The organism is Archangium lansingense (genome assembly GCF_026626635.1).
GTDB classification, from domain to species: Bacteria; Myxococcota; Myxococcia; order Myxococcales; family Myxococcaceae; genus Archangium; species Archangium lansingense.
The window spans coordinates 3,301,606-3,325,061 of record NZ_JAPNKA010000001.1; the positions used below are offsets into that span (position 1 = coordinate 3,301,606).

Genomic DNA, 23,456 nt, shown 5'->3' on the forward strand with positions numbered 1-23,456 from the left:
GAGGGCGGGTGGACGCCTTGCGAGGGGCTCGGGCAGCATGCGCGCCACCCGAAGGAGGGTGGAATCCGAGCGGGTCTGGGAATTCCCCGCCACTCCCGGAGTTACCTACCTTCGTCTCACCCGACACAGCACAGCGAGAACGCATGAACAGCAAGAAGCCCCTCCGCCATTCCTGGGCTCCCACGCTCGGCGCCTGCCTCCTCCTGGGATGCACGGCCAGCTCGCGCAATACCCAGCCGGAAGTGGCCGTCCAGGCCTCCCAGCCCCGGTCTCTCGGCGTCGACACCAAGAACTTCGATTCCAGCGTGCGCCCGCAGGACGACTTCTTCCGCTACGTCAACGGCACGTGGCTGAAGACGGCCGAGATCCCCGCGGACAAGGCCCGCTATGGCTCCTTCATCGAGCTGCGCGACCAGAGCGAGGTTGCCCTGCGCGCCATCATCGAGGAGGCCGCCGCCACCCAGGACAAGAAGCCCGGTACCGAGCCGCAGAAGGTCGGTGACTTCTACCAGAGCTTCATGGACACGGCGCGCATCGAGTCGCTCGGCCTCCAGCCGCTGCGCGGGGACCTCGACCGCATTGCCGCGCTCCAGGACAAGCAGGGGCTGCCGGAGCTGTTCGCGGCGCTGGCGCGCATGGGCGTCCAGACGCCGTTCACCCAGTTCGTGGGCCAGGACGCGAAGCAGACGACCCGCTACATCTTCTACGTCAACCAGAGCGGGCTGGGCCTGCCGGATCGCGATTACTACTTCAAGCAGGAGCCGCGCTTCGTCGAGACGCGCGCCGCGTACCTCACCTATATCGAGACGCTGCTGGGCCAGGCGGGTGAGAAGGACCCGGCCGGTGCGGCCAAGGCCATCATGGCCCTCGAGACGTCGCTCGCGGAGAAGCACTGGGACCGCGTGCGCAACCGCGACCGCGAGGCCACCTACAACCTCAAGAGCGTGGCCGAGCTGGAGAAGCTCACGCCGGGCTTCTCGTGGACGCGTTACCTGAAGGCGCTGGGGGCGGAGAAGACGCCGGGCGTCATTGTTCGCCAGCCGGACTACTTCCAGGCCATGGACGCGGCGCTGGCGACGACGCCGCTGCCCACGCTCAAGCAGTACCTCACCTTCAAGCTGCTCGACGACATGGCGTCCCTGCTGAGCACTCCGTTCGAGCAGGCCGAGTTCGTCTTCCGCGGCACGACGCTCCAGGGCCTCCAGGAGAACCGCCCCCGCTGGAAGCGCGGCGTGGAGACGGTGGACGGCGCGCTGGGCGAGGTGCTCGGCAAGCTCTACGTGGAGCGTCACTTCAGCCCCCAGAGCAAGGCCCGCATGCAGGAGCTGGTGAAGAACCTGCGCGTCACCTTCGAGAAGGGCATCGACCAGCTCGAGTGGATGAGCCCGGACACCAAGACCCAGGCCAAGGCCAAGCTGGCGAAGTTCAACGTGAAGATCGGCTACCCGGAGAAGTGGCGGGACTACTCCGCGCTCACCGTCAGCAAGGATGACCTGGTGGGCAACGTGAAGCGCGCCGTCGAGTTCGACTTCCGCCGCAACCTCGACAAGCTCGGCAAGCCCATCGACCGGCTCGAGTGGGGCATGACGCCGCAGACGGTGAATGCCTACTACAGCTCGACGATGAACGAGATCGTCTTCCCGGCCGCCATCCTCCAGCCTCCCTTCTTCAACCCCGAGGCGGATGATGCGGTGAACTACGGCGCCATCGGCGGCGTCATCGGGCACGAGATCAGCCACGGCTTCGATGACCAGGGCAGCCGCTCCGACGGCGACGGCAACCTGCGCGACTGGTGGACCGCGGAGGACAAGGCCGCCTTCCAGCAGCGCACCGGCATGCTGGCTGACCAGTACTCGGCGTTCACTCCGCTGAAGGGGATGAACGTCAACGGCAAGCTGACCCTGGGTGAGAACATCGGCGACCTGAGCGGCCTCACCGTGGCCTTCAAGGCCTACAAGCTGTCGCTGGAGGGCCAGGAGGCTCCGGCCATCGAGGGCTTCACCGGTGACCAGCGCTTCTTCCTCGGCTGGGCTCAGGTGTGGCGCACGCTCCACCGCGACGATGCCCTGCGGCAGATCCTCCTCACGGATCCGCACTCGCCGGGCGAGTACCGGGTGAACGGCGTGGTGCGCAACATGCCCGAGTTCTACTCCGCCTTCGGGGTGAAGGAGGGCGACGGCGCTTACCTGCCTCCCGAGAGACGCGTGAAGGTCTGGTAATTTTGAAGTGAAGGCGTGCAGCCGGGGGCGTTTCCGACGCGGCGGGTCATGGAGGGACTGGCCCGTTTCGGAAATACGCCCCCGGGCTGGTAGGTTCGCGCGCCACCATGAGAATTCTCACTTTCTCCGCCGCCGCGTGTGCCCTCTGGCTCACGAACTGCAGCCACGCTCCGACGCAGCTGGATGCCCAGGCCCCCAGCGCGTCCCAGCCCGCCGCCGCTCCTGCCGCTTCCACGGCAAGCGCTCCCGCCCAGTCCTCGTCGCGCCCGAGCTATCCGGCCGCGCGCAAGGACAACGTGGTGGATGACTACCACGGCACCCAGGTGGCCGATCCGTACCGCTGGTTGGAGAACCCTGACTCGCCCGAGTCTCGCCAGTGGATTGAGGCTCAGAACCAGCTCGCCTTTGGCTATCTGGAGAAGATCCCCCTCCGCACGCAGCTCAAGCAGCGGATGACGGAGCTGTGGGACTACGAGAAGTACGGAGTGCCCTGGCGCGAGGGCAACCGCTACTTCTTCAACCGCAACAACGGCCTGCAGTCCCAGTCCGTGCTCTACACGGCCGACTCGCTCGAGGCCGAGCCCCGGGTGCTGTTGGATCCGAACACGCTGTCCGCGGATGGCACGGTGGCCCTCGCGGGCCTGTCCATCACCCAGGATGGCAACCTGATGGCGTACGGCGTGGCCAACGCTGGAAGCGACTGGAAGGAAATCCGCGTTCGTGACGTGCGCACGGGCAAGGACCTGCCGGACGTCGTCAAGTGGGTGAAGTTCTCCGGCGCCTCCTGGACGAAGGACGGCAAGGGCTTCTTCTACAGCCGCTACGACGAGCCCAAGGCCGGCGAGGCGCTGAGCGGCACCAACTACTTCCAGAAGCTCTACTTCCACAAGCTGGGCACGGCGCAGGCCGAGGACGTCCTCGTCTACGAGCGCAAGGACCAGAAGGAGTGGGGCTTCAGCGGCTTCGTCACCAATGACGGGCGCTACCTCGTCATCAACGTCTCGCACGGCACCCAGACGAAGAACCTCGTCTTCTACAAGGACCTGAAGGACACCAGGTCCAAGGTCGTCGAGCTGCTCAAGGACTGGGAGGCGGAGTACGACTACGTCGGCAACGACGGCACGCTCTTCTATTTCAAGACGGACCTGGAGGCGCCGCGCGGCCGCCTCGTCGCCGTCGATCTGCGCAAGTCGGAGCGCAAGAACTGGAAGGAGCTCATCCCCCAGGGCGCGGAGACGCTGTCCACCGTGAGCTTCATCAACGACCAGTTCGTCGTCAGCGTGATGAAGGACGCTCACTCGCAGGTGCGGCTGTACTCGCGTGACGGCAAGGCCAAGGGCGAGCTGGCGCTGCCCGGCCTGGGCACCACCTTCGGCTTCGGCGGCAAGCGCGAGGACACGGAGACCTTCTACGCCTTTACCGGCTACACCTCGCCGACCACCATCTACCGCTATGACTTGAAGACCGGCCAGAGCCAGGTGTTCAAGGCGCCGAAGGTGAAGTTCGAGCCGTCGCAGTACGAGACGACGCAGGTGTTCTACACGAGCAAGGATGGCACCCGCGTCCCCATGTTCCTCAGCCACAAGAAGGGGCTGAAGCTGGATGGGACGAACCCCACGATGCTGTACGGCTACGGTGGCTTCAACGCTCCGATGACGCCGGCCTTCAGCGTGGCCAACCTGGTGTGGATGGAGCAGGGCGGCGTCTACGCCGTGGCCAACCTGCGCGGCGGTGGCGAGTACGGCCGTGAGTGGCACGAGGCCGGCACGAAGCTGAAGAAGCAGAACGTCTTCGACGACTTCATCGCCGCAGGCGAGTGGCTGATCGCCAACAAGTACACCACGTCCCAGCGCCTGGCCATCTCCGGCCGCTCCAACGGTGGTCTGCTGGTGGGCGCGGCGGTGACGCAGCGTCCGGACCTGTTCGGCGTGGCCCTGCCGGGCGTGGGCGTGATGGACATGCTGCGCTTCCACAAGTTCACCATCGGCTGGGCGTGGACGAGCGACTACGGCTCCTCGGAGAACCCGGAGGAGTTCAAGGCGCTCCATGCGTACTCGCCGCTGCACAACCTGAAGGCGGGCACGCGCTACCCCGCGATGCTCGTCCATACCGCGGACCACGATGACCGCGTGGTGCCGGGCCACAGCTTCAAGTTCACCGCGGCTGCCCAGGCGGCGCAGGCCGGTGAGGCTCCGGTGCTCATCCGCATCGAGACCAAGGCGGGTCACGGCGCGGGCAAGCCCACCGGGAAGATCATCGAGGAGTACACGGACCTGTGGGCCTTCACGCTGCACCAGATGGGTCTGGGCAGCGGTCAGGCCGTCGCGGGCGACCAGTCGCGCTAATTCCTTGGCGCTGAAGCGGGCAGCCATCCGGGCGCATTCCCGGGTGTCTGCCCGCTTTTTCGTCTCCGGCCGAGCGCCTCAGGCGGGCTTGCGGAGCTCCTCCACGGCCGCGACGAGGATGGACGTGTAGTCGGTGAAGCCGTCGGGGGTCTTTCCACTGTAGCGCAGCACCGCGCTCTTGCCGCCCACCGCGCCGAAGCGCACCCCGGGCACCTCGAAGTACCCGCCATGGAAGGCGTCTTGGATGAGCTGGGCCTGCTGCTCGGGGTTCATCTTCTTCCAGGGCTTCCCCGCGCGCAGCGCCTTCACGTAGTCGTAGCCGTCGCCGAAGCCCTGCGCCCACAGCGACTCGACCACGTAGCCCAGGCCGTGGTGCTGGTACTGCCAGACGTGGGTGCACTCGTGGACGAGCAGCCACGCCTTCGTCTTCTCCCCGCGCGACAGGGAGTCGTAGTCGACGGGGGGCAGGTTGAGGCTGTTGCCCAGCACGAAGGCCCGGCTGCCGTTGATGCTCGCGATGAAGGGGGCCATCCGCACCAGGCGCATCGGCTTGTAGTCGAGACCGTCGCCGAACACCCCGCGCAGCAGTTCCACCTCCGCGTTGCTCAGCGAGCGCTTGTCGCCGCCTGGAGCAGCCGCTTTGGCGTCCGCCGCTTCCACCGCGCGGAGGCCCGGCGCCTCCGTCTCCCGCCCCTCGGGTGGCGCTGCCTGGGGACGAGGTGAATCCCGGCCTGACATATCGAGGCTCCTCGCGTTGACCGCGACGCGGAGGTTAGCTCGGTATGGCCAGGCCGGTCACGCCAGCCTCAGCCTTCCAGCGAGGCGCGCAGGAACCAGGCGTGCTTCTCGAACTCGGTGATGATGCCGGTGAGCAGGTCCACCGTGTCCGTGTCCTGGTGCTGCTCGGCCACCTTGCGGCCCTCGCGCGCGCCCGTCAGGTACGCCTCGATGCGGTCGGCCAGCAGCCGCACGTGCTCCAGGTCCCTCGACGTGTCCTGCGGGTAGTCCGGCAGGCGGCTCGTCTTCGCCACGTGCCGGCTGGTGCCGTACGCCTTGCCGCCCAGCGTCACCGCGCGCTCGGCCACCGAGTCGTTGTGGGCCGCCAGGCTCACCGCGAAGGTCTCGAAGAGCGGGTGGAGCGCCGCGAACTGCGGGCCCTTGATGTTCCAGTGCGCGACCTTGATTTGGCTGTGCAGATCCAGACCATCGGCCAGCCGCTCGTTGAGCGTGGCGGAGACGGCGGAGCGGGTCTGCTCAGAGAGGGGACTCGGGCTTCGGTACATACGTTCGTTCCTTTCGTAGAGGTTCGTCGTAGCGGTTCTGAAGATGGATGCGCGAGCCCAAAATGTGACGCGCCCCCCGGAGTTGCCACCGGAGGGCGCGTCTGATGTCAGCGTGTAGCGGAACGCCTACGACTCGAGGCCCACCGCCGCCGCGTGGACGACCGAGGCGATGCGGACAGCGTCGTGCACCTGGTCCTCCGAGAGGCCGCCGTCGATGACGACCTTCTCGTGGGACTGGACGCACATCTCGCAGCCGTTGATGGCGCTCACCGCCAGGCAGACGAGCTCGAAGTCCACCTTGTTGGTGAGCACCTGCACCAGCCGATTCATCCGCAGACCGGCCCGCTTGGTGGAGTAGGACTCCTTCCCCACCATGTGGCGGAACCGGTAGTAGACGTTGTTCATCCCCATCAGCGAGGCCGCGGCACGCGCGTCCTCGATAACGGGATCGGCCTTCTCGCCCAGGGCCTGACGGGCCTCGTGCAGCATGGCCTTCTTGATGAGCTCGTTACGAGCCGCGAAGGCACATGCCACGGCCACTCCCCAGCGCTGCTCGGGGGTCAGGCTGTTGTTCTCCAGAACGGACTGGAGATTCAGGCGGGTGTCCTTATGGGCATCCGCCAGCTCACCGCGAACGACTTCGAGCGACGCCATGGCGTATTACCCCGCCTTCGCCAGCTTCTTGGTGAGGGTCTCCTCGCCCTTCTGCCAGTTGCAGGGGCACAGCTCGTCCGTCTGGAACGCGTCCAGGGTGCGCAGGGTCTCGCTCACGTTACGGCCCACCGACAGGTCGTTCACCGACACGTGCCGGATGATGCCCTGCGGATCGATGATGAAGGTCGCGCGCAGCGCCACGCCCGCGTCCTTGTGCAGGATGCCCAGGCCCGCGCTCAGCTCGCGCTTGATGTCCGCCAGCATCGGGAAGGGCAGGTTCTTCAGGTCCGGGTGGTGCGTGCGCCACGCGTGGTGCACGTACTCGCTGTCGGTGCTCAGGCCGAGCACCTGCGCGTTGCGGTCCTGGAAGTCCTTGTCGCGCTTACCGAACTCGGCGATCTCCGTCGGGCAGATGAAGGTGAAGTCCTTGGGCCAGGAGAAGAGCACCAGCCACTTGCCCTTGAAGCTGTCCTGGGTGAGCTCCTTGAACTCCTTGCCCTTCTCCAGGCTCACCACCGAGGTGAGGTTGAACGCGGGAAGCTTGTCGCCAACGGTCAGCATGTGATTCGACTCCTTGGGGGTTGAGGCCTGCCTGCTGGCAGACCGGACAGGGTTTCTTCGCGTACTACTGAGAGCAGCGTCCGTGCCAGGGAAACTCCACCTGTGATTCCAAAGGGTTGACTCCTACCCACTCCCCGGATGGACCCGCCGGACCGGTGCATACCGAAATTTCGGTACCCGGCGCCACTGACATTTCGGTGGCGCCCCGGTTATTTAAGAAGACGCATGGCGGATGACATCGTTTCTGTGACGCGAAGTGGTTTGAGCGAGCAGGCCCGGGACCTGGCCGAGCTGGCGGCCTCCGAGGAGACCGTGGCGGAGCTGCTGCGCCGGGGGCTGGACTGGCTCACACGAGTGGTGCGTTTCGACCTGGCCACCCTCTTCTTGCTGCGAGAAGGAAAGCTGGTGGCGGTGGCGGCACGGGGGCCCCTGGCCTCGGACAAGGTGCGGCACCACGAGCTGAAGCTGACGGACTTTCCCACGCTGCGCCAGGCGCTGGAGACACGCCGGGCGCGCGCCTTCACCCACGAGGACCACTCGCACGGAGACGGAGATCCCTTTGATGGGGTGTTGGACCTGCCGCCCGGGCACTCGTGCATGGTGGTGCCGCTGTGTGCGGGGGAGAGCTGCTACGGGCTGCTGACGCTGGACCGGACGGAGTGCGAGACGTATCCGCAGTCGGTGGTGGAGCTGGTGGAGGTGTACGGGCAGATGCTGGCCACCACGCTGCAGGAGACTCAGCAGAAGAGCACCTTCGAGCGGCTGCACCGGCGGGAGCATGAGCACGCGCGGCTGCTGGAGTCGCAGCTCGGCGGGGACGACGTGGGGGTGCTGGAGGCGTCGCGGAGCACGGCGGTGCGCGAGCTGGCGCGGCGGGCGAAGCAGGTGGCGGAGACGGACACGCCGGTGCTGCTGCTGGGCGAGACGGGGACGGGCAAGGAGCGGCTGGCGCGGGCGGTGCACCGCTGGAGCTCGCGGGCTGACGCCCCCTTCGTGACACTCAACTGTGCGGCCATTCCCGCGGGGCTGCTGGAGAGCGAGCTGTTCGGCCATGTGAAGGGGGCCTACACCGGCGCCACGCGGGACAGGGCCGGGCGCTTCCAGATGGCGCATGGGGGCACGCTCTTCCTGGACGAGGTGGGCGAGCTGCCGGTGGAGCTGCAGGCCAAGCTGCTGCGGGCCTTGCAGGAGAAGACCTTCGAGCCGGTGGGGAGCGATCGGACGGTGCGCGCGGACGTGCGGATTCTCGCGGCCACGCACGTGGACCTGCAGCAGGCCATCGCCCAGCGGCGCTTCCGAGAGGACCTGTACTACCGGTTGAGCGTCTTCCCGCTGCGGCTGCTTCCGCTGCGCGAGCGGTTGGAGGACCTGCCCCTGCTGTGCGCTTTCCTTCTGGAGGAGCAGGCGAAGCGCACCGGGCGGCGGGGAATGAAGGTGTCGGCAGAGGGGATTGCCCGTCTCGCGGCGTACGACTGGCCGGGCAACATCCGCGAGCTGGCCAATGCCCTGGAGCGCGCCACCATCCTGTCGCGCAAGGCGGAGCTGGGGGCCGAGGCGTTTGAGCTGCCCCTGCGCGTGCCGGGTGCGAAGGCCGCCGTGGAGGCTCCGCCGCTGGTGGAGGGCGCCGTGCCCACGCTGGAGGAGGTGCAGCGCCAGCACATCCTGCGTGTCCTGACGCTGACGCAGGGCCGTATTTACGGGCCGGGCGGCGCCGCGTCGTTGTTGGGTCTCAAACCCTCCACGCTGCAGAGTCGGATGAAGAAGCTGGGCATCACTCGGATGGAGCAGTACGTGGCAATGCCACACCCTTCTGTGGAGGAATGATGAGCGACCCGCAGCAGCCCCAAGGGGCACCCGCCGGTGCACCCAGTCCCGGTTCCTCGCGCAAGCCCCTGGTGGTGGGCATGGCCGCCCTCGTCGTGGTGGGCCTGGGCATCCTCTGGCTCGTTCTGCGCGGCAAGCCCGAGATGCCGCCTCCCGCCGCCTCGCCTTCCCAACCCGTGGCCGCGGCCCCTACGCCCGCCGAGCCGCAAGCGACTCCAGAGCCCTCCGTGCCCCTGCCTCCGCTGGGCCAGAGCGATGCCCGCGTGCGCGAGCTGGTGGGCCCGCTGTCCCCCATCCCCGAGCTGCAGAAGTGGCTCGCCTCCACCGAGGACCTGGTCCGGCGCTTCACCACGGCCGCCGGCAACATCGCGGAGGGGGAGAGCCCGCGCGCCGCGCTCTCCTTCATGGCGCCCCAGGGCACCTTCCAGGTCGTCGAGCGCGAGGGCCGCACCTTCATCGCCCCCGAGAGCTACGCCCGCTACGACGTGGTGTCGCGCGTCTTCACCTCGCTCGACACGCAGGCCAGTGTGCGGACGTACCATACGCTCAAGCCGCTCATCGACGCGGCCTACAAGGAGATCAGCCGCCCCGGCCAGCGCTTTGACCAGACGCTCGCCAACGCCATCCAGCGGCTGGTGGACACCCCGGTGCCCGAAGCCGAGCTCGAGGTGGTGGACACGCCAGGGGTGAACTACGCCTACGCGGCCCCGGAGCTGGAGCAGCTCAGCGTCGCGCAGAAGCACCTGCTGCGCATGGGGCCGGGCAACGCCCGCGTCATTCAGGCGAAGCTGCGCAAGCTGCAAGGGGCTCTCGCGTTGCCTCGCGCCAGCCGCTGAGTCGGCTCACCGGCTCTGTGAGGGCTCCGCCATGTAGAAGTGGAAGCGCGTCACGGGCCGGTAGCCCATGCGGCGGTACACGGGCAGTCCCGCCGGAGTGGCGTGCAGCACCGTGCGCTGGATGCCCCACGCCCGTTCCGCCTCGGCGAGCCCATGACGCATGATGGCCTCGGCGCAGCCGAGTTGCCGTTGCGAGGGCAGGGTGGCCACCATCGAGACATAGGCCACGTCGTCCACCCGGATGATGGCCGCGCTGGTGGCGGCCTCTCCCTGGCGGTAGCCGACGAAGCCCTGGGCGTTCCCCTCGAAGAGGCCCGGCACGTCGAAGGACTCGCGTCCCGAGGGAAGCGACATGTCGTAGCAGCGTGAGTTGACGTCGGCGAGGTCGCAGCGCCCCTGGGAGTCCTTCGTCTGGCGCACCTCCATCACCGGCTGGGGCCGAATGGGCGGGGAGAGGCGCTCGGCCACCATTCCGGTGGCCACCAGCGACAGCTTCAACCCGTAGGGGGCGAACAGCTCTCCGGCCCGCTCTCGCAGGCGCGGGGGCACCCAGCTCTCACAGAGGGCGAGCATCCACCCCCGGCCGCGGGGAGCCAGGTGGCGGGCCGCGGTGGCCGCCGCCCGCTTCAGGGCCTCCTCCGTCTCCACCGGGGTGGGGAGGAAGGCCGCGTTCATCATCGACCACGAGACGTTGCTCGACGCGATGCTCACTTCGGGCAGGTCGAGTACGTCCCCGGAAAGACTTTTCCTGGCGAAGAATCGCCAGGCGCCGTGGAACTGGGTGTTGGACTCGTGGATCTCGTCGTGGGACATGCCGGGCTCAGCGAGAGCCCGCATTATTGGAGCCGCGCTCCCCGAAGGCCAGCGTGGTCATCTTTCCCGAGGCGTAGAGCAACTGATAGGCCGAGGCGCTGCCAAGGACGCGCTTCACGTAGTGGCGCGTCTCCTCCACGGGAATCTGCTCCACCCATTCATCCAGCTCGGCATCGGGGAAGCGGGACAGCCAGCGGTCCACCGCGCCGGGGCCGGCGTTGTAGCTGGCCACCGCGTAGGCCGGGTTGCCCGCGAAGCGCCGCTGCAGGCTGCCCAGGTACGCCGAGCCCAGGCGGATGTTCTCCCGGGGCTCCAGCAGCGCCGCGGGCGTGGCCAGCGGCACGTTGAGCTGGCGCGCCACCGCGAAGGCCGTGGCCGGCATGAGCTGGGCCAGTCCCAGCGCTCCCGTGGGCGAGCGTGCGTTGGGGTTGAAGGCGCTCTCCTCGCGGATGAGGGCCTGCATCAGGTCCGGGTTCACCCGCGCCGCCCGGCTGTGCTGCACCACCAGGTTGCGGAAGGCGTGCGGATAGGCCGCCGCGTAGATGAGGCGCGTCTCGGCCTCGGTGGGCGCAGCCAGCCCCTCGCGACGCAGGGCCCAGGCGATGGAGCGCGCATACCGCTCGTAGCCGGAGGTGTGGAGGATGTGGAAGAGCAGCCGGATGGACTCTTCGCTGCGGCCCTTGCGGTCCACCGCCAGCAACTCCGAGGCCGCCTCCCGGTGCTCCAGCTTCAGCAGCTCGATGCCCGTGACGAAGTGCGGATCCTCCGCGAGGTTGCCCGCGTCCAGGGGCCAGACGTCCATGGCACCCATGGGGCTGCGCAGCCGCTCATTGACGGCGCGGGCCCGCTCCGGCGCCTCGGCTGCCAGACGCGAGCGCGCCATCAGCCCGTACCACGTGGCCGCTCCCTCGGCCGCCACCCGCTCCATCAGCGCGTGGGCCTCCTCGGAGCGGCCCAGCGACAGCAGCGTGCGCGAGCGCCAGTAGCGGGCGCGCTGCACCGACTCGTGCGTGGAGCCCTTGCCCTTGAGCTCTTCAATCCGGGAGAGGGCCTCGAGCGCCGCGTCCTGCTGACTCTCGGCGCGGTACACCCAGAAGCGCTGGAAGAGGGCCTCGGCAGCGAAGTTGCCGTCCGGGTGGTGGGAGATGAGCTGGTCCAGCGCGGCCATGGCCGCCGCCTTGTTGCCGCGCTCGAGCGCCTTGTGCGCCGCGTAGAAGAGCGAGTCATCCGCGTACGGGTGCAGCGGATACTCCTGGGCGAGCTTCAGATAGGTGGAGATGGAGGTGTCCGGCTCCACCACCGACTCCGAGTAGCCCAGCACGAAGAGGGCGCGCGGGCGCAGCGCGGCGTCCTGGCACTGCTCGACGACGGGCCGCAGCGCGCGGATGGCCAGCGAGTGCTTGCGCTCCTTGCGCAGGGCCGTGCCGTAGGCGAAGTGCGCGCGGCAGGCGAGCGCATCCGGCAGCTCCAGCTTCGGGAGCATCCGCTCCAGCATGTCCAGTGCCTCGCGGTTGTGGTGCAGGGAGAGCAGCGTCTCCGCGCGCGCCACCTTCCACTTGGGCACGTAGGGCAAGTCGCGCAGGCCCTTGATGGCCGCGGGCACCTGCCGGGAGAAGGGGTGGAGCGCCCAGACGGCCAGATGCGCCCGGTGCTCGCCGTTGTAGTCGGCCTGGTAGCGCGCCAGCCGGGCGATGGTCAGCCACGCCTCGGCCTGCCGGGGGTTGTTCGGCTTGGGCGAGTCCGTCTGGACAATGGGCGTGAGCGCCGCCACGGCCCCGGCGTAGTCCCGCTTCTTCTTCTCCAGGATGTACGCCATGCCAAAGCGCGCGTCCTCATAGCGCCGCGCGCCGGGGGACACGGCCCCATAGTGGTGGACAGCCTCCGTCCACTTGCGCATCCGCTCATAGGCTCGCGCCGCCTCGAAGTGACAGTAGTCGCGCAGGGGTGGGTGGCTCTCCGCCAGGGCCGCGAGTTGCTCGGCCGCGGTGGCCCATTGGCCCATGCGCAGCGCGCTCGTCGCCCGGAGGTAGCGCACCGGCGGCGTGGCCTCCTGCGTCTCCAGCAACTTGAGCGCGGTGCGGTAGCGGCCCCCGTCATATGCGTCCTTCGCCTTCGCCAGCTCCCCCTCGGCGAAGTAGGACTTGAGGTCCGTGCGCTCGAATCTGCGCACCCAGCGGCGCTCTCCGGGCGCCACGGGCTCGGTGGGCCCGATGGTGAACTCTGGCTCTGCTTCCTCGCTCTCGCTGTCCATGGAGGAGGGGAGCTGATGCTTGGAGGAAGCACTCTCGGCGAGATTGGAGATGTCTCCAGCCGGGGGTTGCTGCTGCTGCTGTTGCTGCGGGGCTTCTGCCCGGGCAGCGGGCGCCACCCAGAGGGCCGCCACGAGCGGCCAGCTCATCAGCCGATTCGCGTACCGCAGGAGGCCTCGGAGCGTCGCGTGTTCCAGTCCCACACCCATTCCCCTTGTTCGAGGCACGCACCGCGCGTGAGGACGTGGAAATAGGAATGGCTTGCTGGGACCGGGAGTGTGGGAGCACGGCGCCTTGCTCGCCTGCGTTGTCTCGTGCACGTCACACATGCACGCCAGGGAGCAGGCGGGCGAGCTACGCGACAGCTCATCCGCGTGGCTCGCCCGCTCTCAAAACCTGAGAGGGGTCCTTCTCACCGTGCACGAGGACTCACGGCCGGCGCAGTGTTACCTCGGAGGCGTTGGCGCTCTCGGGCCAGCGGGTGAGCCGTGGTGTGCGTCCCGGCGCGTCGCACAGCTCCAGTCGCCGGCCCCCCGGGTGGAGGAAGTAGAGCGAGCGTGGAGTGCGGAAGGACTCGGGCATGGCCGGATCCTCCCCGGGCTTCAACCATCGGCCCACGCGCCACGTGCGCACGATGGGCTTCTCGCGCAAGTGGTGGTGCACGGACACCATCACCTGGTCCACTCCCTCCATGTTCCACTCCAGCGCGAGCTGCGTCCCCGCGAGCCGCTTCTCGTCGAGCAGCGGGAAGGAGAAGCCGCCCGCGTACGCCACGGCATCCACCTTCGCGCCGCGCAGGTCCCCGAGGAAACCGAGCTCCAGCCTGCGCCCATCGCGGGGCACCCGGAAGTGGTAGGCCATGCGGCCCGGGCGCTCCGAGTCTGCGCCGATGTATGCGGAGGCGTCTTGCTCGAAGAGGAGCGCGGGCTCGCCGGAGCGGAACTGGTCCACGTCCGCCGGGGCGGCGAGGGCCGGGGCTTCTTCCGGCAGCACCACGCGTTTCCATCCCGCCGTCTGGTCCGAGGGGACGAAGCAGCGACCCTCGGGAGTGCCCGCGGCGAGCATCATCACGAGTGCGGCGAGGGGGTGCATGTCACGCGCTCCGAGCCGTGCGGTGGGAGGACAGCCACGCGCCGCCGAGCATGAGCGCGCCCGCGACGGCCAGGCACGCGACGCGCAGCGTGCCGCTCAGGTGCGTGGTGTCGTAGGCGAGCGCCTTGCCCAGGGCCATGGCGATGAAGGCGAAGCCCGCGTCGCGGATGACGCTCTCGTCGCGCATGCGGCCGTACACCACGAGGCCCACGCCCGCGGCGAGCCAGCCGAGGGTGAGCACCAGCCGGCGGGAGATGTCATCGGCGGCGAAGCCCAGGGTGAAGAAGTGGAAGTAGAAGGACCAGGAAGTGGCGATCACCGCCACCGTCAGCCCGTACCAGAGGAGGCAGCCCTGCAGCTTGTCCTCGCGCGCCTCGGTGCGGCGCCAGGTGCGCGCCACGGTGATGACCGAGGCGAGCACGGTGAGGCCCAGGCCCACGAGCAGCAGCCCGGACTTGGCCGCCGCGTACCAGAGGCCGCCCATGAGGCCGGTGGTGAGCAGCGCGATGGGACCGACGAGCGGGCGCTCACGAGGTACTTCGGCGAGAGCCACGGTCGAGGCCAGCACCGCGGCCACCGCGAGCAGCAGCTCGTGAGGCACCTGCAAGTCTCGCCACAGGAACACGCCCGCGAGCCCCAGCATCCCCGCGCCCGCCACGGCCATCACTCGCACATCCCACTTCGTCGACATCGTTGCGTTCATGGATTCGGACCCTCCGGGGTGAGGGTCCCTTGCACCGTGCGAGCCAACCGTGGCGCCGTGCGTCACGCAGAGGGAAGGGCGGGGCACGGTGTGTAGCGGTTGTGCAACGGCGCACACAGGCCTGAGCGCGGGTGTGCAGCGTGCCGTCAGTCGAGGAAACGGCGCTGCCAGCGGAGCATGTCCTCTTTGCTGAAGCCGTCCAGGATGCAGCGGCTCATGTACAGCCAGGGGTCCAGGATGCGTGCCAGCTCCCGGTAGGCGGGCAGCGTGTGGCCCTGCTCCGTGTCGCCCGCCTCCGGCCATTTCCCCAGTGTCACCAGCACCCGCTCTCCAGCGAGCTCCTGCACTGTGGTGCCGGGTGAGTGCAGGCGCTCTCGCAGGCTGGCGGCTCCCCCCAGCACCCCCAACAAGGGTGGGCCCAGGAAGTTGAGCCAGTGCACCCCATCCAGCCGCGTACCGATGGAACTGGCGGATGAGCGCGCTCTTGGGATGTCCAGGCCGGGGTAGCGGAAGGCCAGGTCACGGATGGGGCGGGTGATACCCATGATGGTCTCTGGGAAGTGGAAGCAGAGCCCCGCGTGGCCGGAGTTGAAGGGCAGTTCCGCCGCCAGCTCCAGCGCCAGTTCCCGCACGCGCTCCGGTCCGTGCTCCTCCAGGTATTCCGTGGGGAGGTAGAAGGACACCTGACTTGTGGGGTCCCCTTCGTAGACCTCGAGCAGAAGCCCGTCGTAAAGGAACTCGTACCCCAGGGTTTCACTGCACAGCCAGGGATAGGCGGCGGGCTCCTCGAGCATGTGCTGCCGGATGTAGGCCCAGCCCTTGTCATCGAGGTCATACCAGGTCTCGTTGTAGGGATGGGGGTAACTGGTGAGCGCCTGGGGGCCCACCGCACGGCGGTACACGTCCAGGGCGTTGAGCACCTGATGCACCACCTCCTGGTGGGAGCGCTTCATGTAGAAGGTGATGCTCACGCTTTCGCGGATGCAGAGGAGCTTTTGTTCCTTGTAGCTCCTGTCGATTCGTACACGCGGGTAGTGGTCACTCATCGCTGGATTCCATTGGTAGTGACGGAATTGGCGTTGCTGGTTTCTCCTCCGAGGAGCGCCTCTTCGTACATCTCTTTCTGGCTCTTCGGATGGTGGGGGTGGCCCTTGGCATATCGCCCCCAGGAAGGAGGCTTGCCGGAAGGACAGGGGAACTTGAAGTCATAGACGCGCTGGACCTGGTTCGGATTGCGCGAGGCATGCAGGACGAGGTCGGGCACCAGCGAGCCCCAGAGTTGGCTCTTCAGCCCGAGCTTCAGCCACTCCGCTACCTGCGCGGGGTCAATCCATCGCCACAGTCCCGTGGAGGGATCCTTCTGGTAGGTGGGCTCCAGGCTGACGTTGTCCGAGAAGCGTTCCGCGAACGCCGCCCGTACACAGTCGAGCGCCAGCTTGTGCTTCCTGGCCCCGAGGTCCATGGCTCGCGTCACCTCCGTGTTGCCCTCCCGGCGGACCACCTGACGGCACTGCTCCGCAGTAGGCTCCCGTCCCCGGAGTTCCTCATCCTCCTTGTTGACCTGCTCGTTCGCCGCCTGGGCGCATTGGACCAGAGTCTGCTCGACGAGTTTGATCTCCGCGTCTTGCAGCACCATCTCCACGGTAGTGGCGGTGCGGGCGGCATCCACTGCGCGCGATAGCCAGGGGATGACCGCCTCCTCGCCCGGTCTCGTGTTGTAACAAGCGGGGTTGCGCAGACAGCCGCTCGTCGCCGAGTCCGTGCTCTGCGCGTAGTAGCTCGGTACATGGGGGCTCACTCCGATGCATCCCGCCAGCAGCGTGAGCGCGACCAGGACTGGCGGTCCAAGCAGCGGTGGGGCAACGAACCGGGTGGACATGTCGCGATGTCTCCTGGGGTATGACGGCGAGGCGAATAGACCCCGGCTCACGCTTCACTCGTCATCATGACAAGTGAAGATGTTTTTATCTTACATATTTTCATTTCTTCACTTGTCATCATGACAAGTGAGCACCGAGTCCAGTCACTGAGGCCCGTGCTTCGCATCCTCCGCGTGCCGCTCGCGTCGGTTGGCTTAGGGTGTGTGGCGCCATGCCCATCACCCAGCTCGAGGTCTCCGGGTACCGCTCGGTGCGCCAGCTCGTGCTCCCCGTGAGGCCGCTCACCGTCATTGTGGGGCCTAACGGTAGCGGGAAGACGAACCTCTACCGCTCGCTCTACCTTTTATCCGCGGCGGCCGATGGTCGGCTGGCGCAAGCGCTCGCGGAGGAGGGCGGCGTGCCCAGCGTGTTGTGGGCGGGCTCTCGCGACAAGAAGCCCGTGCGCATGACGGTGGGCGTCACCCTGGATGACCTCGCCTACGAGCTGAGCCTCGGCCCGGTGCCGCCCACCTCGGGCAAGGACCGTGACACTCCGAGCCTCTTCAACCTGGACCCAGAAGTGAAGGAGGAGCACCTGTGGACGGTGGAAGCCAAGCGGCGCGCGGTGTTGATGGAGCGCAAGGACCGCACCGCCTTCCTGCGGGACTCAGAGGGCAACCGCACCACCTTCCCGATGCAGCTCTGGGCCGGCGAGTCAGTGATGGCGCAGCTCGCCGAGCCGCACCGCTTCCCGCGTCTGGCCGAGCTGCAGCGCGCGTTGCGGATGTGGCGCTTCTACCACCACTTCCGGACGGACCCGGAGGCGCCCCAGCGCTCGCCGCAGGTGGGCGTGCGCACGCCCGTGCTGGCCCATGACGGGAGGGACCTGGCCGCCGCGCTACAGACCATCATCGAGATTGGAGACGAGGCGGGGCTGGAGCGGGCCCTCGAGGATGCCTTCCCGGGCTCGCGGTTGGAGATACAGGCGCCGCAGGGCCGCTTCAGTCTGTTCCTCCACCAGCCGGGGTTGCTGCGTCCGCTGGCGGCGCGCGAGCTATCGGACGGCACGTTGCGCTACCTGTGTCTGCTGGCGGCGCTGCTGAGCCCGAGGCCGCCCGCCTTCCTCGCGCTCAACGAGCCGGAGACGAGCCTGCACCCGGATCTGCTCGAGCCCCTCGGACGGCTCATCGTGGACGCCTCCATGCACAGCCAGGTCTGGGTGACAACGCACGCGGAGCCCCTGGCCCAGGCCATCGCGAAGCGCTCGCGCACGGACCCGGTGCGGCTGACGAAGGAGGCCGGTGCCACCGTGGTGGAGGGCCACGAGGCACCGGAGGTGTAGCCAGGGGCTTCTCGCGATAGAGGCGGTCGCTCACGTACCTTGGATGTCCTCGGTGCTCATGGACTGCGCCCGCGTGCGCGTGTCACCCGTTGCTTCGCTGTCGACCTCCATGCGCAGGTCGTTGATGAAGGCCTCCTGATCCCGGGCGTCCATGGCCCCGAGAATCCGGGAGGCGATCATCCGCATCACCCCGAGCTGCGCCTGGAACGGGAGCTGGAAGAGCTGCTCGACAAGCGCCGTCACCTTGTCTCCGGTGCCTGGCGTCCAGCTCTCTCCGCTGCCGGTGTGCCGCTTCATTGTCTCGGGCTGGCCGCTTCCGAAGCCGTGCACCACCGTCCCCGGCATGCTCGTCTCCAGGTGCTGCTCCGGCATCTCCTGCGCGGCGGCTTCGCGGATGCTCATCTCTCCCTTCGTCTTGCCAGGGGTCTTGCCGTTGTTCGTGATGCCTTGGGTGTCCGTGTCCTTGTGGTACCGGGCCATGGGGTCGCTCCTCGGGCGTGGAGGCTGGGGGGCGGGGAGCCCTCCAGTCATGCCCCTTTTGTGAGCTATGCAGGGCCTGCGGTCTCACCCAGTCACGAGAGAGCAGCGCTGCCCCTGGATGCCCGCTAGCATCGGGTGCTCCGCTGCCCCCCGGCCGCTAGACCACGTGCAACCCGACTCGGAAGGATTCACCTTTAGACACGTTATGAGTCCACGCGACGCCAGTGCCGTTCCTGATGACGACTTTCAGCTCCTCGTGGGCGTCCTGCCCGAGCCGCTGCAGGCCGCGGTCCGGGACCTGCCTCCTGGGGAAGTGCTCGAGGTGGTGATGGACCTCGGCCGCCCGCCCGAAGCTCGGCTCACCGGGCGAGTGGTGCGCCTCTCCGAATCCCCCATCTCTCGCAAGGACCTGGAGCACGTGCTGTCTCAGGTGGGCACGGTGAGTGAGGACAACCGCGCCGGTATCGAGCGCACCCTTCATCGCGTCTCCGCCATCCGCAACCGGCAGAGCAAGGTGGTGGGCCTCACGCTGCGCGTGGGTCGCGCCATCTTCGGCACCATCGACATGCTGAAGGATCTCATCGCCTCGGGCCTGAACATCCTGCTGCTCGGCCGGCCCGGGGTGGGTAAGACGACCAAGCTGCGCGAGGTGGCCCGCGTGCTCGCCGATGACCTGGGCAAGCGCGTCATGGTGGTGGACACCTCCAACGAGATTGGCGGGGACGGCGACATCCCCCACCCGGGCATCGGCGGCGCGCGCCGCATGCAGGTGTCGCGGCCGGACCGGCAGCACGACGTGATGATCGAGGCGGTGGAGAACCACATGCCCGAGGCCATCATCGTCGATGAGATTGGCACCTCGGCCGAGGCCTCCGCGGCCCGCACCATCGCCGAGCGAGGCGTGCAGCTCGTGGCCACGGCCCATGGCAACACGCTGGAGAACCTGGTGCTCAACCCCACGCTGTCGGACCTGGTCGGCGGCGTGCACACCGTCACGCTCAGCGACGAGGAGGCGCGGCGCCGCCACACGCAGAAGACGATCAACGAGCGCCGAGCTCCGCCCACCTTCGACGTGGTGGTGGAGATGGTGAGCCGCGACGAGGTGCTGGTGCATCGCGACACGGCGCAGTCGGTGGATCGGCTGCTGGCAGGGGAGAACGTGGGCGGCGAGCGGCGTCAGCTCGTCGAGGGCGAGGTGGAAGTGAAGGAGGAGCCGCAGTCGGTGGCCCCGCTGCCGGCGGCCCGGCCCGCTGAGCCTCCTTCCCGGGTGGCGGCCTCAGCGCGGCGCCACCAGCCCGGTCTGCGCCAGGGCACCACGCGCGTCTACGCCCATGCGGCCAGCCGCGACTTGCTCGAGCGGGTGCTGCGCGACCTGGGGGCGGATGCGCGCGTGGTGGGCCGGCTGGAGAACGCGGATGTCGTCCTCACGCTGCGCTCGCGCGCCAATGATCCGAAGCTGCGCAAGCTCACGGAGAAGACGGAGGCGCGCGTGCTGGCCATCAAGCGCAACAGCTCGTCGGAGATGCGGCGGGTGCTGCGCGACATCTTCCTCATCGCCGAGGGCGTGGACGAGGACCAGGTGCGCGAGGCGGTGATGGAAGCCGAGCACGCCATCCAGCGCGTGCTGAGCGAGGGAGTGGTGGTGCCCCTGGCCCCGAGGCCTCCCCGGCTGCGCAAGCTGCAGCACCGGCTCGTGTCGCGCTACCACCTGGAGACGGTGAGCCACGGCAGCGAGCCCCAACGCCACCTCATCATCTATCCGCTCGGTGCGCTGGTGGATATCCCTCGCGAGCAGCAGGAGATGGAAGGGGAGGCGGGCGCGGAGGGCCTGGCCTGAGCCGGACTCCCCCGCGCGCTTGGTGGAGCCTCAGCCGCCCATGTGCGGCTGCTCCTCCTTCGACTCCCGCGGCTGCTCGTCGCGCGGCCGCGACATGTCTCGGGTCGCCCCTTGGTCTGCTTGGGGCCGCACGCGCACGCGGTTGTGGACATCGTGCACGCCGCGCACGTTGACGGCGATGTCCTCGATGGCCCGCTTCTCCCAGCGCTCCACCACCGTGCCGCTCAGGGTCACCTCGCCGTTGCTGACGGTGACCTCCACGTCGCCCACGTCCACGGGGCCCTCCATGAGCCGCTCGCAGATGTCCTCGCGGATGCGGTCATCCGAGCGCTGGTAGCCGCGCGGCGGACGGATGGGGCCCCGCCTCTTCCCCTCCATCCTGTCCAGCTTCGCGTCGTAGCTGCGAGGGGTGTAGCCGCGCTCGTAGGCGCTGATCCCCCCGTAGCCTCCCTGGTTGTAGCCGCGCTCGGGGCCGAACGAGCCATAGCCCGGGCGGCCTGTCTCTCCGCGCTGCATTCTGTAGTCCTGCTCCGGGCGCTCCATTCGCTGCACGCGCACGGGGTAGCGGTGCTCCTGGCCGTAGCTGTCTTTGTCTCGCTGTGCCATGTGAACTTCTCTCCTGTCGGATGCGTGGGGCTCCGCCTTACGAGTGCAACTGCCGGTCTCCCCGGTCCTGCCTCGTGCCCCTGTCTTCCTCGCGCTGCGGCTCGCGGGCGACTCGGAGCTCGTTGTTGACCTCCTTCACCCCGAGCACTTCCTCGGCCAGGTCCTCGATGGCGCGCTTCTCCTCCCGGCTCTTCACCATGCCGGAGAGGGTGACCTCGCCCTTCTCCACCCGGACGGTCACGTCGTCGGCATCCATCCAGCCCTGCATCAACCGGTCGCAGATGTCCTCGCGGATGCGGTCATCCGAGCGCTGGTAGCTGCGCGGTCCGCGGCCCTGTCTGCGGGGCAGCTCGGGGGACTGCTCGTCGTAGGGGTAGGCGCCCTGCATGCCGCCGCGGCCGGCACCGTGGCCCATCTCCCGGTCCATGTCGCGCGTGGGGCTGGTGGCGTAGCCGGTGCGCGGACGCTGCTCGAGGTAAGAGGACTGCACGCGCGGAGGCTCGTAGTTCCAGAAGCCCTCGCCGAACTCATCTCCGGGTCCACCCGCACGGCGGTGCCCTGCCGTGCCCCGCATCAGCCCTCCGCGGCGGTACTCCTCGCGGCTGTCCTGGTCGAAGCGACCGCGGTCCTCGTCACCGCCGTATTCATAGCCCCGGCCGTAGCGGCCCACGTCCTCGTCGCTGAAGCCGCCTCGCCGCATTCCTCCGCCACCTCCAGCGCGACTGCGGCCCCGGTACTCGTCACGGCCACGGCCTGTGCCTCGGTCCTCGCCGCTGTAACCACGCACGCGGCCCATGTCCCGCCCGCGCTCCGTGACGTCACGCCGGTTACTCCGCTCCGGGTCCTGGCTCCGACCCTGCCACTCCATGTCCGATCGCCGCCTGTCCGCCATCGCCGCCCCCTTGGAGGTTGGATCGCTCAGAGGGTCGTACTGGCTCGCACCCACGGCAAGGGGGCGTTCGACGCGGGCTGTTCGGCTCTCCCTCCCCGCAGGACGAGGCCTCCGCTCACCATCCATCTCCCAGTGCATTCCTCCGGGAACGGACGCTTGCGGGCGGTGCCAACTCGCGAACATCATCGGCCATGCCCTCTCCTTCCTACGTCCACGGAACCAGCACCACCCCGCTGCTCGGGGAGACCATTGGCCAGAACCTGCGCCGCACGGTCGAGCGCTGTGGCGATCGCGAGGCGCTCGTCGTCGTCTCCCAGGGCTACCGCGCCACGTGGCGTCAGCTCTGGGACGAGACGACGAAGGTGGCCCTGGGCCTGCTGGCCTTCGGCGTGGAGAAGGGGGACCGGGTGGGCCTCTGGTCCCCCAACCGTTTCGAGTGGGTGGTGGCCCAGTTCGCCGCGGCCCGAATTGGCGCCATCCTCGTGAACCTCAACCCCGCCTACAAGACGGCGGAGCTGGAGTACGCGCTCAACCAGTCCGGCACCAGCGTGCTGCTGCTCTCGCGCGGCTTCCGCCAGACGGACTACCGCAAGATGTTGGAGGAGGTGCGCCCGCGCTGCCCGAACCTGCGCGTCTCCCTGGTGCTGGACGACGACTGGAAGCTGCTGCTCGAGAACGCCACCCGCGTCAGCGAGCGCACGCTCACGGCTCGCGAGGCCACGCTCCAGTTCGACGACCCCATCAACATCCAGTACACGTCCGGCACCACGGGCTTCCCCAAGGGCGCCACGCTCAGCCACCACAACGTCCTCAACAACGGCTTCTTCGTGGGGGAGGCGTTGGGGCTCGGGGCGGAGGACCGCGTCTGCATCCCCGTGCCTTTCTACCACTGCTTCGGCATGGTGATGGGCAACCTGGCCTGTATCTCCCACGGCTCCACCATGGTGATTCCGGGAGAGGCGTTTGACGCGCTCGCGGTGCTGCAGACGGTGGGCGCCGAGCGCTGTACCGCGCTCTACGGCGTACCCACCATGTTCATCGCCGAGCTGGACCACCCGCGCATTGGCGAGTTCAACTTCTCCTCGCTGCGCACTGGCATCATGGCCGGCTCGCCGTGCCCCATCGAGGTGATGAAGAACGTGCAGTCGCGCATGAACATGCGCGAGGTCACCATCTGCTACGGCATGACGGAGACGTCGCCCGTGTCCACGCAGAGCTCGCTGGATGATCCCCTGGACAAGCGCGTGACCACCGTGGGGCGTGTGCACCCGCACGTGGAGGTGAAGATTGTCGACGCGGCCACGGGGGCGGTGGTGCCTCGCGGCTTGCCCGGCGAGCTGTGCACGCGCGGCTACAGCGTGATGCTCGGCTACTGGAACAACCCCGAGGCCACCCGCACCTCCATCGACGCGGCCGGCTGGATGCACACCGGCGATCTCGCCACCATGGACGAGGACGGCTACGTGAAGATCGTCGGCCGCATCAAGGACATGATCATCCGCGGCGGCGAGAACGTGTACCCGCGCGAGATAGAGGAGTTCCTCCACACGCACCCCGCCGTCAGCGAGGCGCAGGTGATCGGCGTGCCCAGCGAGAAGTACGGCGAGGAGGTGATGGCCTGGGTGAAGCCCAAGCCCGGCGCCACCGTCACCCAGGAGGAGCTGGTCCGCTACTGCACCGGTCGCATCTCCACCTTCAAGATTCCCCGCTTCTGGAAGTTCGTGGACGAGTTCCCAATGACGGTTACTGGAAAAATCCAGAAATTCCGGATGCGGGAGATGGCGGTGGCGGAGCTGGGGCTGGAGACCGCTGCGGCCATCCGCACAGCCTGACACCGGAAAGGCAGGTTTTGGGCTCTAAT

The 23,456-nt window shown here is 68.2% G+C and carries 20 protein-coding genes; 7 read left to right on the forward strand and 13 right to left on the reverse strand.

Annotated features, from left to right (window positions below; translation table 11 throughout):
* Positions 1-143 precede the first annotated feature (143 nt).
* Positions 144-2,219, forward strand: a complete 2,076-nt coding sequence (locus OV287_RS13315) for a M13 family metallopeptidase (RefSeq protein WP_267534395.1) — start codon at positions 144-146, stop codon at positions 2,217-2,219.
* A 107-nt stretch (positions 2,220-2,326) separates the two neighbouring features.
* The gene (locus OV287_RS13320; protein WP_267534396.1) at positions 2,327-4,564 is read left to right on the forward strand and encodes a prolyl oligopeptidase family serine peptidase; all 2,238 of its coding nucleotides are present in this window, start codon (positions 2,327-2,329) and stop codon (positions 4,562-4,564) included.
* 78 nt (positions 4,565-4,642) lie between these two features.
* Here the strand turns inward: OV287_RS13320 and OV287_RS13325 are convergent, their stop codons facing one another.
* The 4 genes from OV287_RS13325 to OV287_RS13340 form a co-directional block, all read right to left on the reverse strand.
* On the reverse strand, positions 4,643-5,302 hold the full coding sequence (locus tag OV287_RS13325) for a hypothetical protein (protein WP_267534397.1): 660 nt from the start codon (positions 5,300-5,302) through the stop codon (positions 4,643-4,645).
* A gap of 68 nt (positions 5,303-5,370) precedes the next feature.
* Entirely contained in the window at positions 5,371-5,847 is a 477-nt protein-coding gene (gene dps / locus OV287_RS13330) for a DNA starvation/stationary phase protection protein Dps (RefSeq protein ID WP_267534398.1), read from the reverse strand.
* A 126-nt stretch (positions 5,848-5,973) separates the two neighbouring features.
* Positions 5,974-6,501: a carboxymuconolactone decarboxylase family protein gene (locus OV287_RS13335; RefSeq protein WP_267534399.1), complete on the reverse strand. Its 528-nt coding sequence runs from the start codon at positions 6,499-6,501 to the stop codon at positions 5,974-5,976.
* 6 nt (positions 6,502-6,507) lie between these two features.
* A complete protein-coding gene (locus OV287_RS13340; RefSeq protein WP_267534400.1) occupies positions 6,508-7,062 on the reverse strand; it encodes a peroxiredoxin in 555 nt (184 codons plus the stop codon).
* Positions 7,063-7,287: 225 nt separating this feature from the next.
* Between OV287_RS13340 and OV287_RS13345 the strand changes: the two genes are divergently transcribed.
* Entirely contained in the window at positions 7,288-8,886 is a 1,599-nt protein-coding gene (locus OV287_RS13345; protein WP_267534401.1) for a sigma 54-interacting transcriptional regulator, read from the forward strand.
* Positions 8,883-9,722 carry a DUF3014 domain-containing protein gene (locus OV287_RS13350; RefSeq protein WP_267534402.1) on the forward strand — a complete coding sequence of 280 codons (840 nt, stop codon included), beginning with the start codon at positions 8,883-8,885 and terminating at the stop codon, positions 9,720-9,722. Before OV287_RS13345 ends, OV287_RS13350 begins: the two co-directional genes overlap by 4 nt.
* Positions 9,723-9,728: 6 nt before the next feature.
* Here the strand turns inward: OV287_RS13350 and OV287_RS13355 are convergent, their stop codons facing one another.
* The 6 genes from OV287_RS13355 to OV287_RS13380 form a co-directional block, all read right to left on the reverse strand.
* On the reverse strand, positions 9,729-10,535 hold the full coding sequence (locus tag OV287_RS13355; RefSeq protein ID WP_267534403.1) for a GNAT family N-acetyltransferase: 807 nt from the start codon (positions 10,533-10,535) through the stop codon (positions 9,729-9,731).
* Positions 10,536-10,542: 7 nt separating this feature from the next.
* Positions 10,543-12,987 (reverse strand): lytic transglycosylase domain-containing protein, encoded by a 2,445-nt coding sequence (locus tag OV287_RS13360; protein WP_267534404.1) that lies wholly within the window; start codon positions 12,985-12,987, stop codon positions 10,543-10,545.
* 226 nt (positions 12,988-13,213) lie between these two features.
* The gene (locus OV287_RS13365) at positions 13,214-13,876 is read right to left on the reverse strand and encodes a hypothetical protein (RefSeq protein WP_267534405.1); all 663 of its coding nucleotides are present in this window, start codon (positions 13,874-13,876) and stop codon (positions 13,214-13,216) included.
* Position 13,877: 1 nt separating this feature from the next.
* The gene (locus tag OV287_RS13370; RefSeq protein WP_267534406.1) at positions 13,878-14,579 is read right to left on the reverse strand and encodes a DUF2339 domain-containing protein; all 702 of its coding nucleotides are present in this window, start codon (positions 14,577-14,579) and stop codon (positions 13,878-13,880) included.
* A gap of 146 nt (positions 14,580-14,725) precedes the next feature.
* Positions 14,726-15,625 carry a type VI immunity family protein gene (locus OV287_RS13375; protein ID WP_267534407.1) on the reverse strand — a complete coding sequence of 300 codons (900 nt, stop codon included), beginning with the start codon at positions 15,623-15,625 and terminating at the stop codon, positions 14,726-14,728.
* The gene (locus tag OV287_RS13380; RefSeq protein WP_267534408.1) at positions 15,622-16,458 is read right to left on the reverse strand and encodes a hypothetical protein; all 837 of its coding nucleotides are present in this window, start codon (positions 16,456-16,458) and stop codon (positions 15,622-15,624) included. The genes OV287_RS13375 and OV287_RS13380 overlap by 4 nt, the downstream gene beginning before the upstream one ends.
* Positions 16,459-16,670: 212 nt before the next feature.
* Here OV287_RS13380 and OV287_RS13385 point away from each other — a divergent pair, with 212 nt between their 5' ends.
* On the forward strand, positions 16,671-17,780 hold the full coding sequence (locus tag OV287_RS13385; RefSeq protein ID WP_267534409.1) for an AAA family ATPase: 1,110 nt from the start codon (positions 16,671-16,673) through the stop codon (positions 17,778-17,780).
* Positions 17,781-17,810: 30 nt separating this feature from the next.
* On the opposite strand, the gene OV287_RS13390 is transcribed toward OV287_RS13385, so the two are convergent.
* Positions 17,811-18,260, reverse strand: a complete 450-nt coding sequence (locus OV287_RS13390) for a hypothetical protein (RefSeq protein ID WP_267534410.1) — start codon at positions 18,258-18,260, stop codon at positions 17,811-17,813.
* Positions 18,261-18,465: 205 nt separating this feature from the next.
* On the opposite strand from OV287_RS13390, the gene OV287_RS13395 reads away from it, so the two are divergent.
* Complete coding sequence (locus OV287_RS13395) at positions 18,466-20,097, forward strand: R3H domain-containing nucleic acid-binding protein (RefSeq protein ID WP_267534411.1); 1,632 nt, start codon at positions 18,466-18,468, stop codon at positions 20,095-20,097.
* Positions 20,098-20,127: 30 nt separating this feature from the next.
* On the opposite strand, the gene OV287_RS13400 is transcribed toward OV287_RS13395, so the two are convergent.
* Positions 20,128-20,703 (reverse strand): BON domain-containing protein, encoded by a 576-nt coding sequence (locus OV287_RS13400; protein ID WP_267534412.1) that lies wholly within the window; start codon positions 20,701-20,703, stop codon positions 20,128-20,130.
* 37 nt (positions 20,704-20,740) lie between these two features.
* Entirely contained in the window at positions 20,741-21,571 is an 831-nt protein-coding gene (locus OV287_RS13405; RefSeq protein WP_267534413.1) for a BON domain-containing protein, read from the reverse strand.
* A gap of 215 nt (positions 21,572-21,786) precedes the next feature.
* Here OV287_RS13405 and OV287_RS13410 point away from each other — a divergent pair, with 215 nt between their 5' ends.
* The gene (locus OV287_RS13410) at positions 21,787-23,427 is read left to right on the forward strand and encodes an AMP-binding protein (RefSeq protein ID WP_267534414.1); all 1,641 of its coding nucleotides are present in this window, start codon (positions 21,787-21,789) and stop codon (positions 23,425-23,427) included.
* Positions 23,428-23,456 lie beyond the last annotated feature (29 nt).

Coding starts and splice junctions, on each gene's coding strand:
- OV287_RS13355 (WP_267534403.1), bottom strand. CDS start 10,535: ATGTCCCACGACGAGATCCACGAGTCCAACACCCAGTTCCACGGCGCC.
- OV287_RS13345 (WP_267534401.1), top strand. CDS start 7,288: ATGGCGGATGACATCGTTTCTGTGACGCGAAGTGGTTTGAGCGAGCAG.
- OV287_RS13325 (WP_267534397.1), bottom strand. CDS start 5,302: ATGTCAGGCCGGGATTCACCTCGTCCCCAGGCAGCGCCACCCGAGGGG.
- OV287_RS13385 (WP_267534409.1), top strand. CDS start 16,671: ATGCCCATCACCCAGCTCGAGGTCTCCGGGTACCGCTCGGTGCGCCAG.
- OV287_RS13365 (WP_267534405.1), bottom strand. CDS start 13,876: ATGCACCCCCTCGCCGCACTCGTGATGATGCTCGCCGCGGGCACTCCC.
- OV287_RS13380 (WP_267534408.1), bottom strand. CDS start 16,458: ATGTCCACCCGGTTCGTTGCCCCACCGCTGCTTGGACCGCCAGTCCTG.
- OV287_RS13370 (WP_267534406.1), bottom strand. CDS start 14,579: ATGAACGCAACGATGTCGACGAAGTGGGATGTGCGAGTGATGGCCGTG.
- OV287_RS13410 (WP_267534414.1), top strand. CDS start 21,787: ATGCCCTCTCCTTCCTACGTCCACGGAACCAGCACCACCCCGCTGCTC.
- OV287_RS13340 (WP_267534400.1), bottom strand. CDS start 7,062: ATGCTGACCGTTGGCGACAAGCTTCCCGCGTTCAACCTCACCTCGGTG.
- dps (WP_267534398.1), bottom strand. CDS start 5,847: ATGTACCGAAGCCCGAGTCCCCTCTCTGAGCAGACCCGCTCCGCCGTC.
- OV287_RS13395 (WP_267534411.1), top strand. CDS start 18,466: ATGAGTCCACGCGACGCCAGTGCCGTTCCTGATGACGACTTTCAGCTC.
- OV287_RS13390 (WP_267534410.1), bottom strand. CDS start 18,260: ATGGCCCGGTACCACAAGGACACGGACACCCAAGGCATCACGAACAAC.
- OV287_RS13375 (WP_267534407.1), bottom strand. CDS start 15,625: ATGAGTGACCACTACCCGCGTGTACGAATCGACAGGAGCTACAAGGAA.
- OV287_RS13315 (WP_267534395.1), top strand. CDS start 144: ATGAACAGCAAGAAGCCCCTCCGCCATTCCTGGGCTCCCACGCTCGGC.
- OV287_RS13335 (WP_267534399.1), bottom strand. CDS start 6,501: ATGGCGTCGCTCGAAGTCGTTCGCGGTGAGCTGGCGGATGCCCATAAG.
- OV287_RS13400 (WP_267534412.1), bottom strand. CDS start 20,703: ATGGCACAGCGAGACAAAGACAGCTACGGCCAGGAGCACCGCTACCCC.
- OV287_RS13350 (WP_267534402.1), top strand. CDS start 8,883: ATGATGAGCGACCCGCAGCAGCCCCAAGGGGCACCCGCCGGTGCACCC.
- OV287_RS13320 (WP_267534396.1), top strand. CDS start 2,327: ATGAGAATTCTCACTTTCTCCGCCGCCGCGTGTGCCCTCTGGCTCACG.
- OV287_RS13405 (WP_267534413.1), bottom strand. CDS start 21,571: ATGGAGTGGCAGGGTCGGAGCCAGGACCCGGAGCGGAGTAACCGGCGT.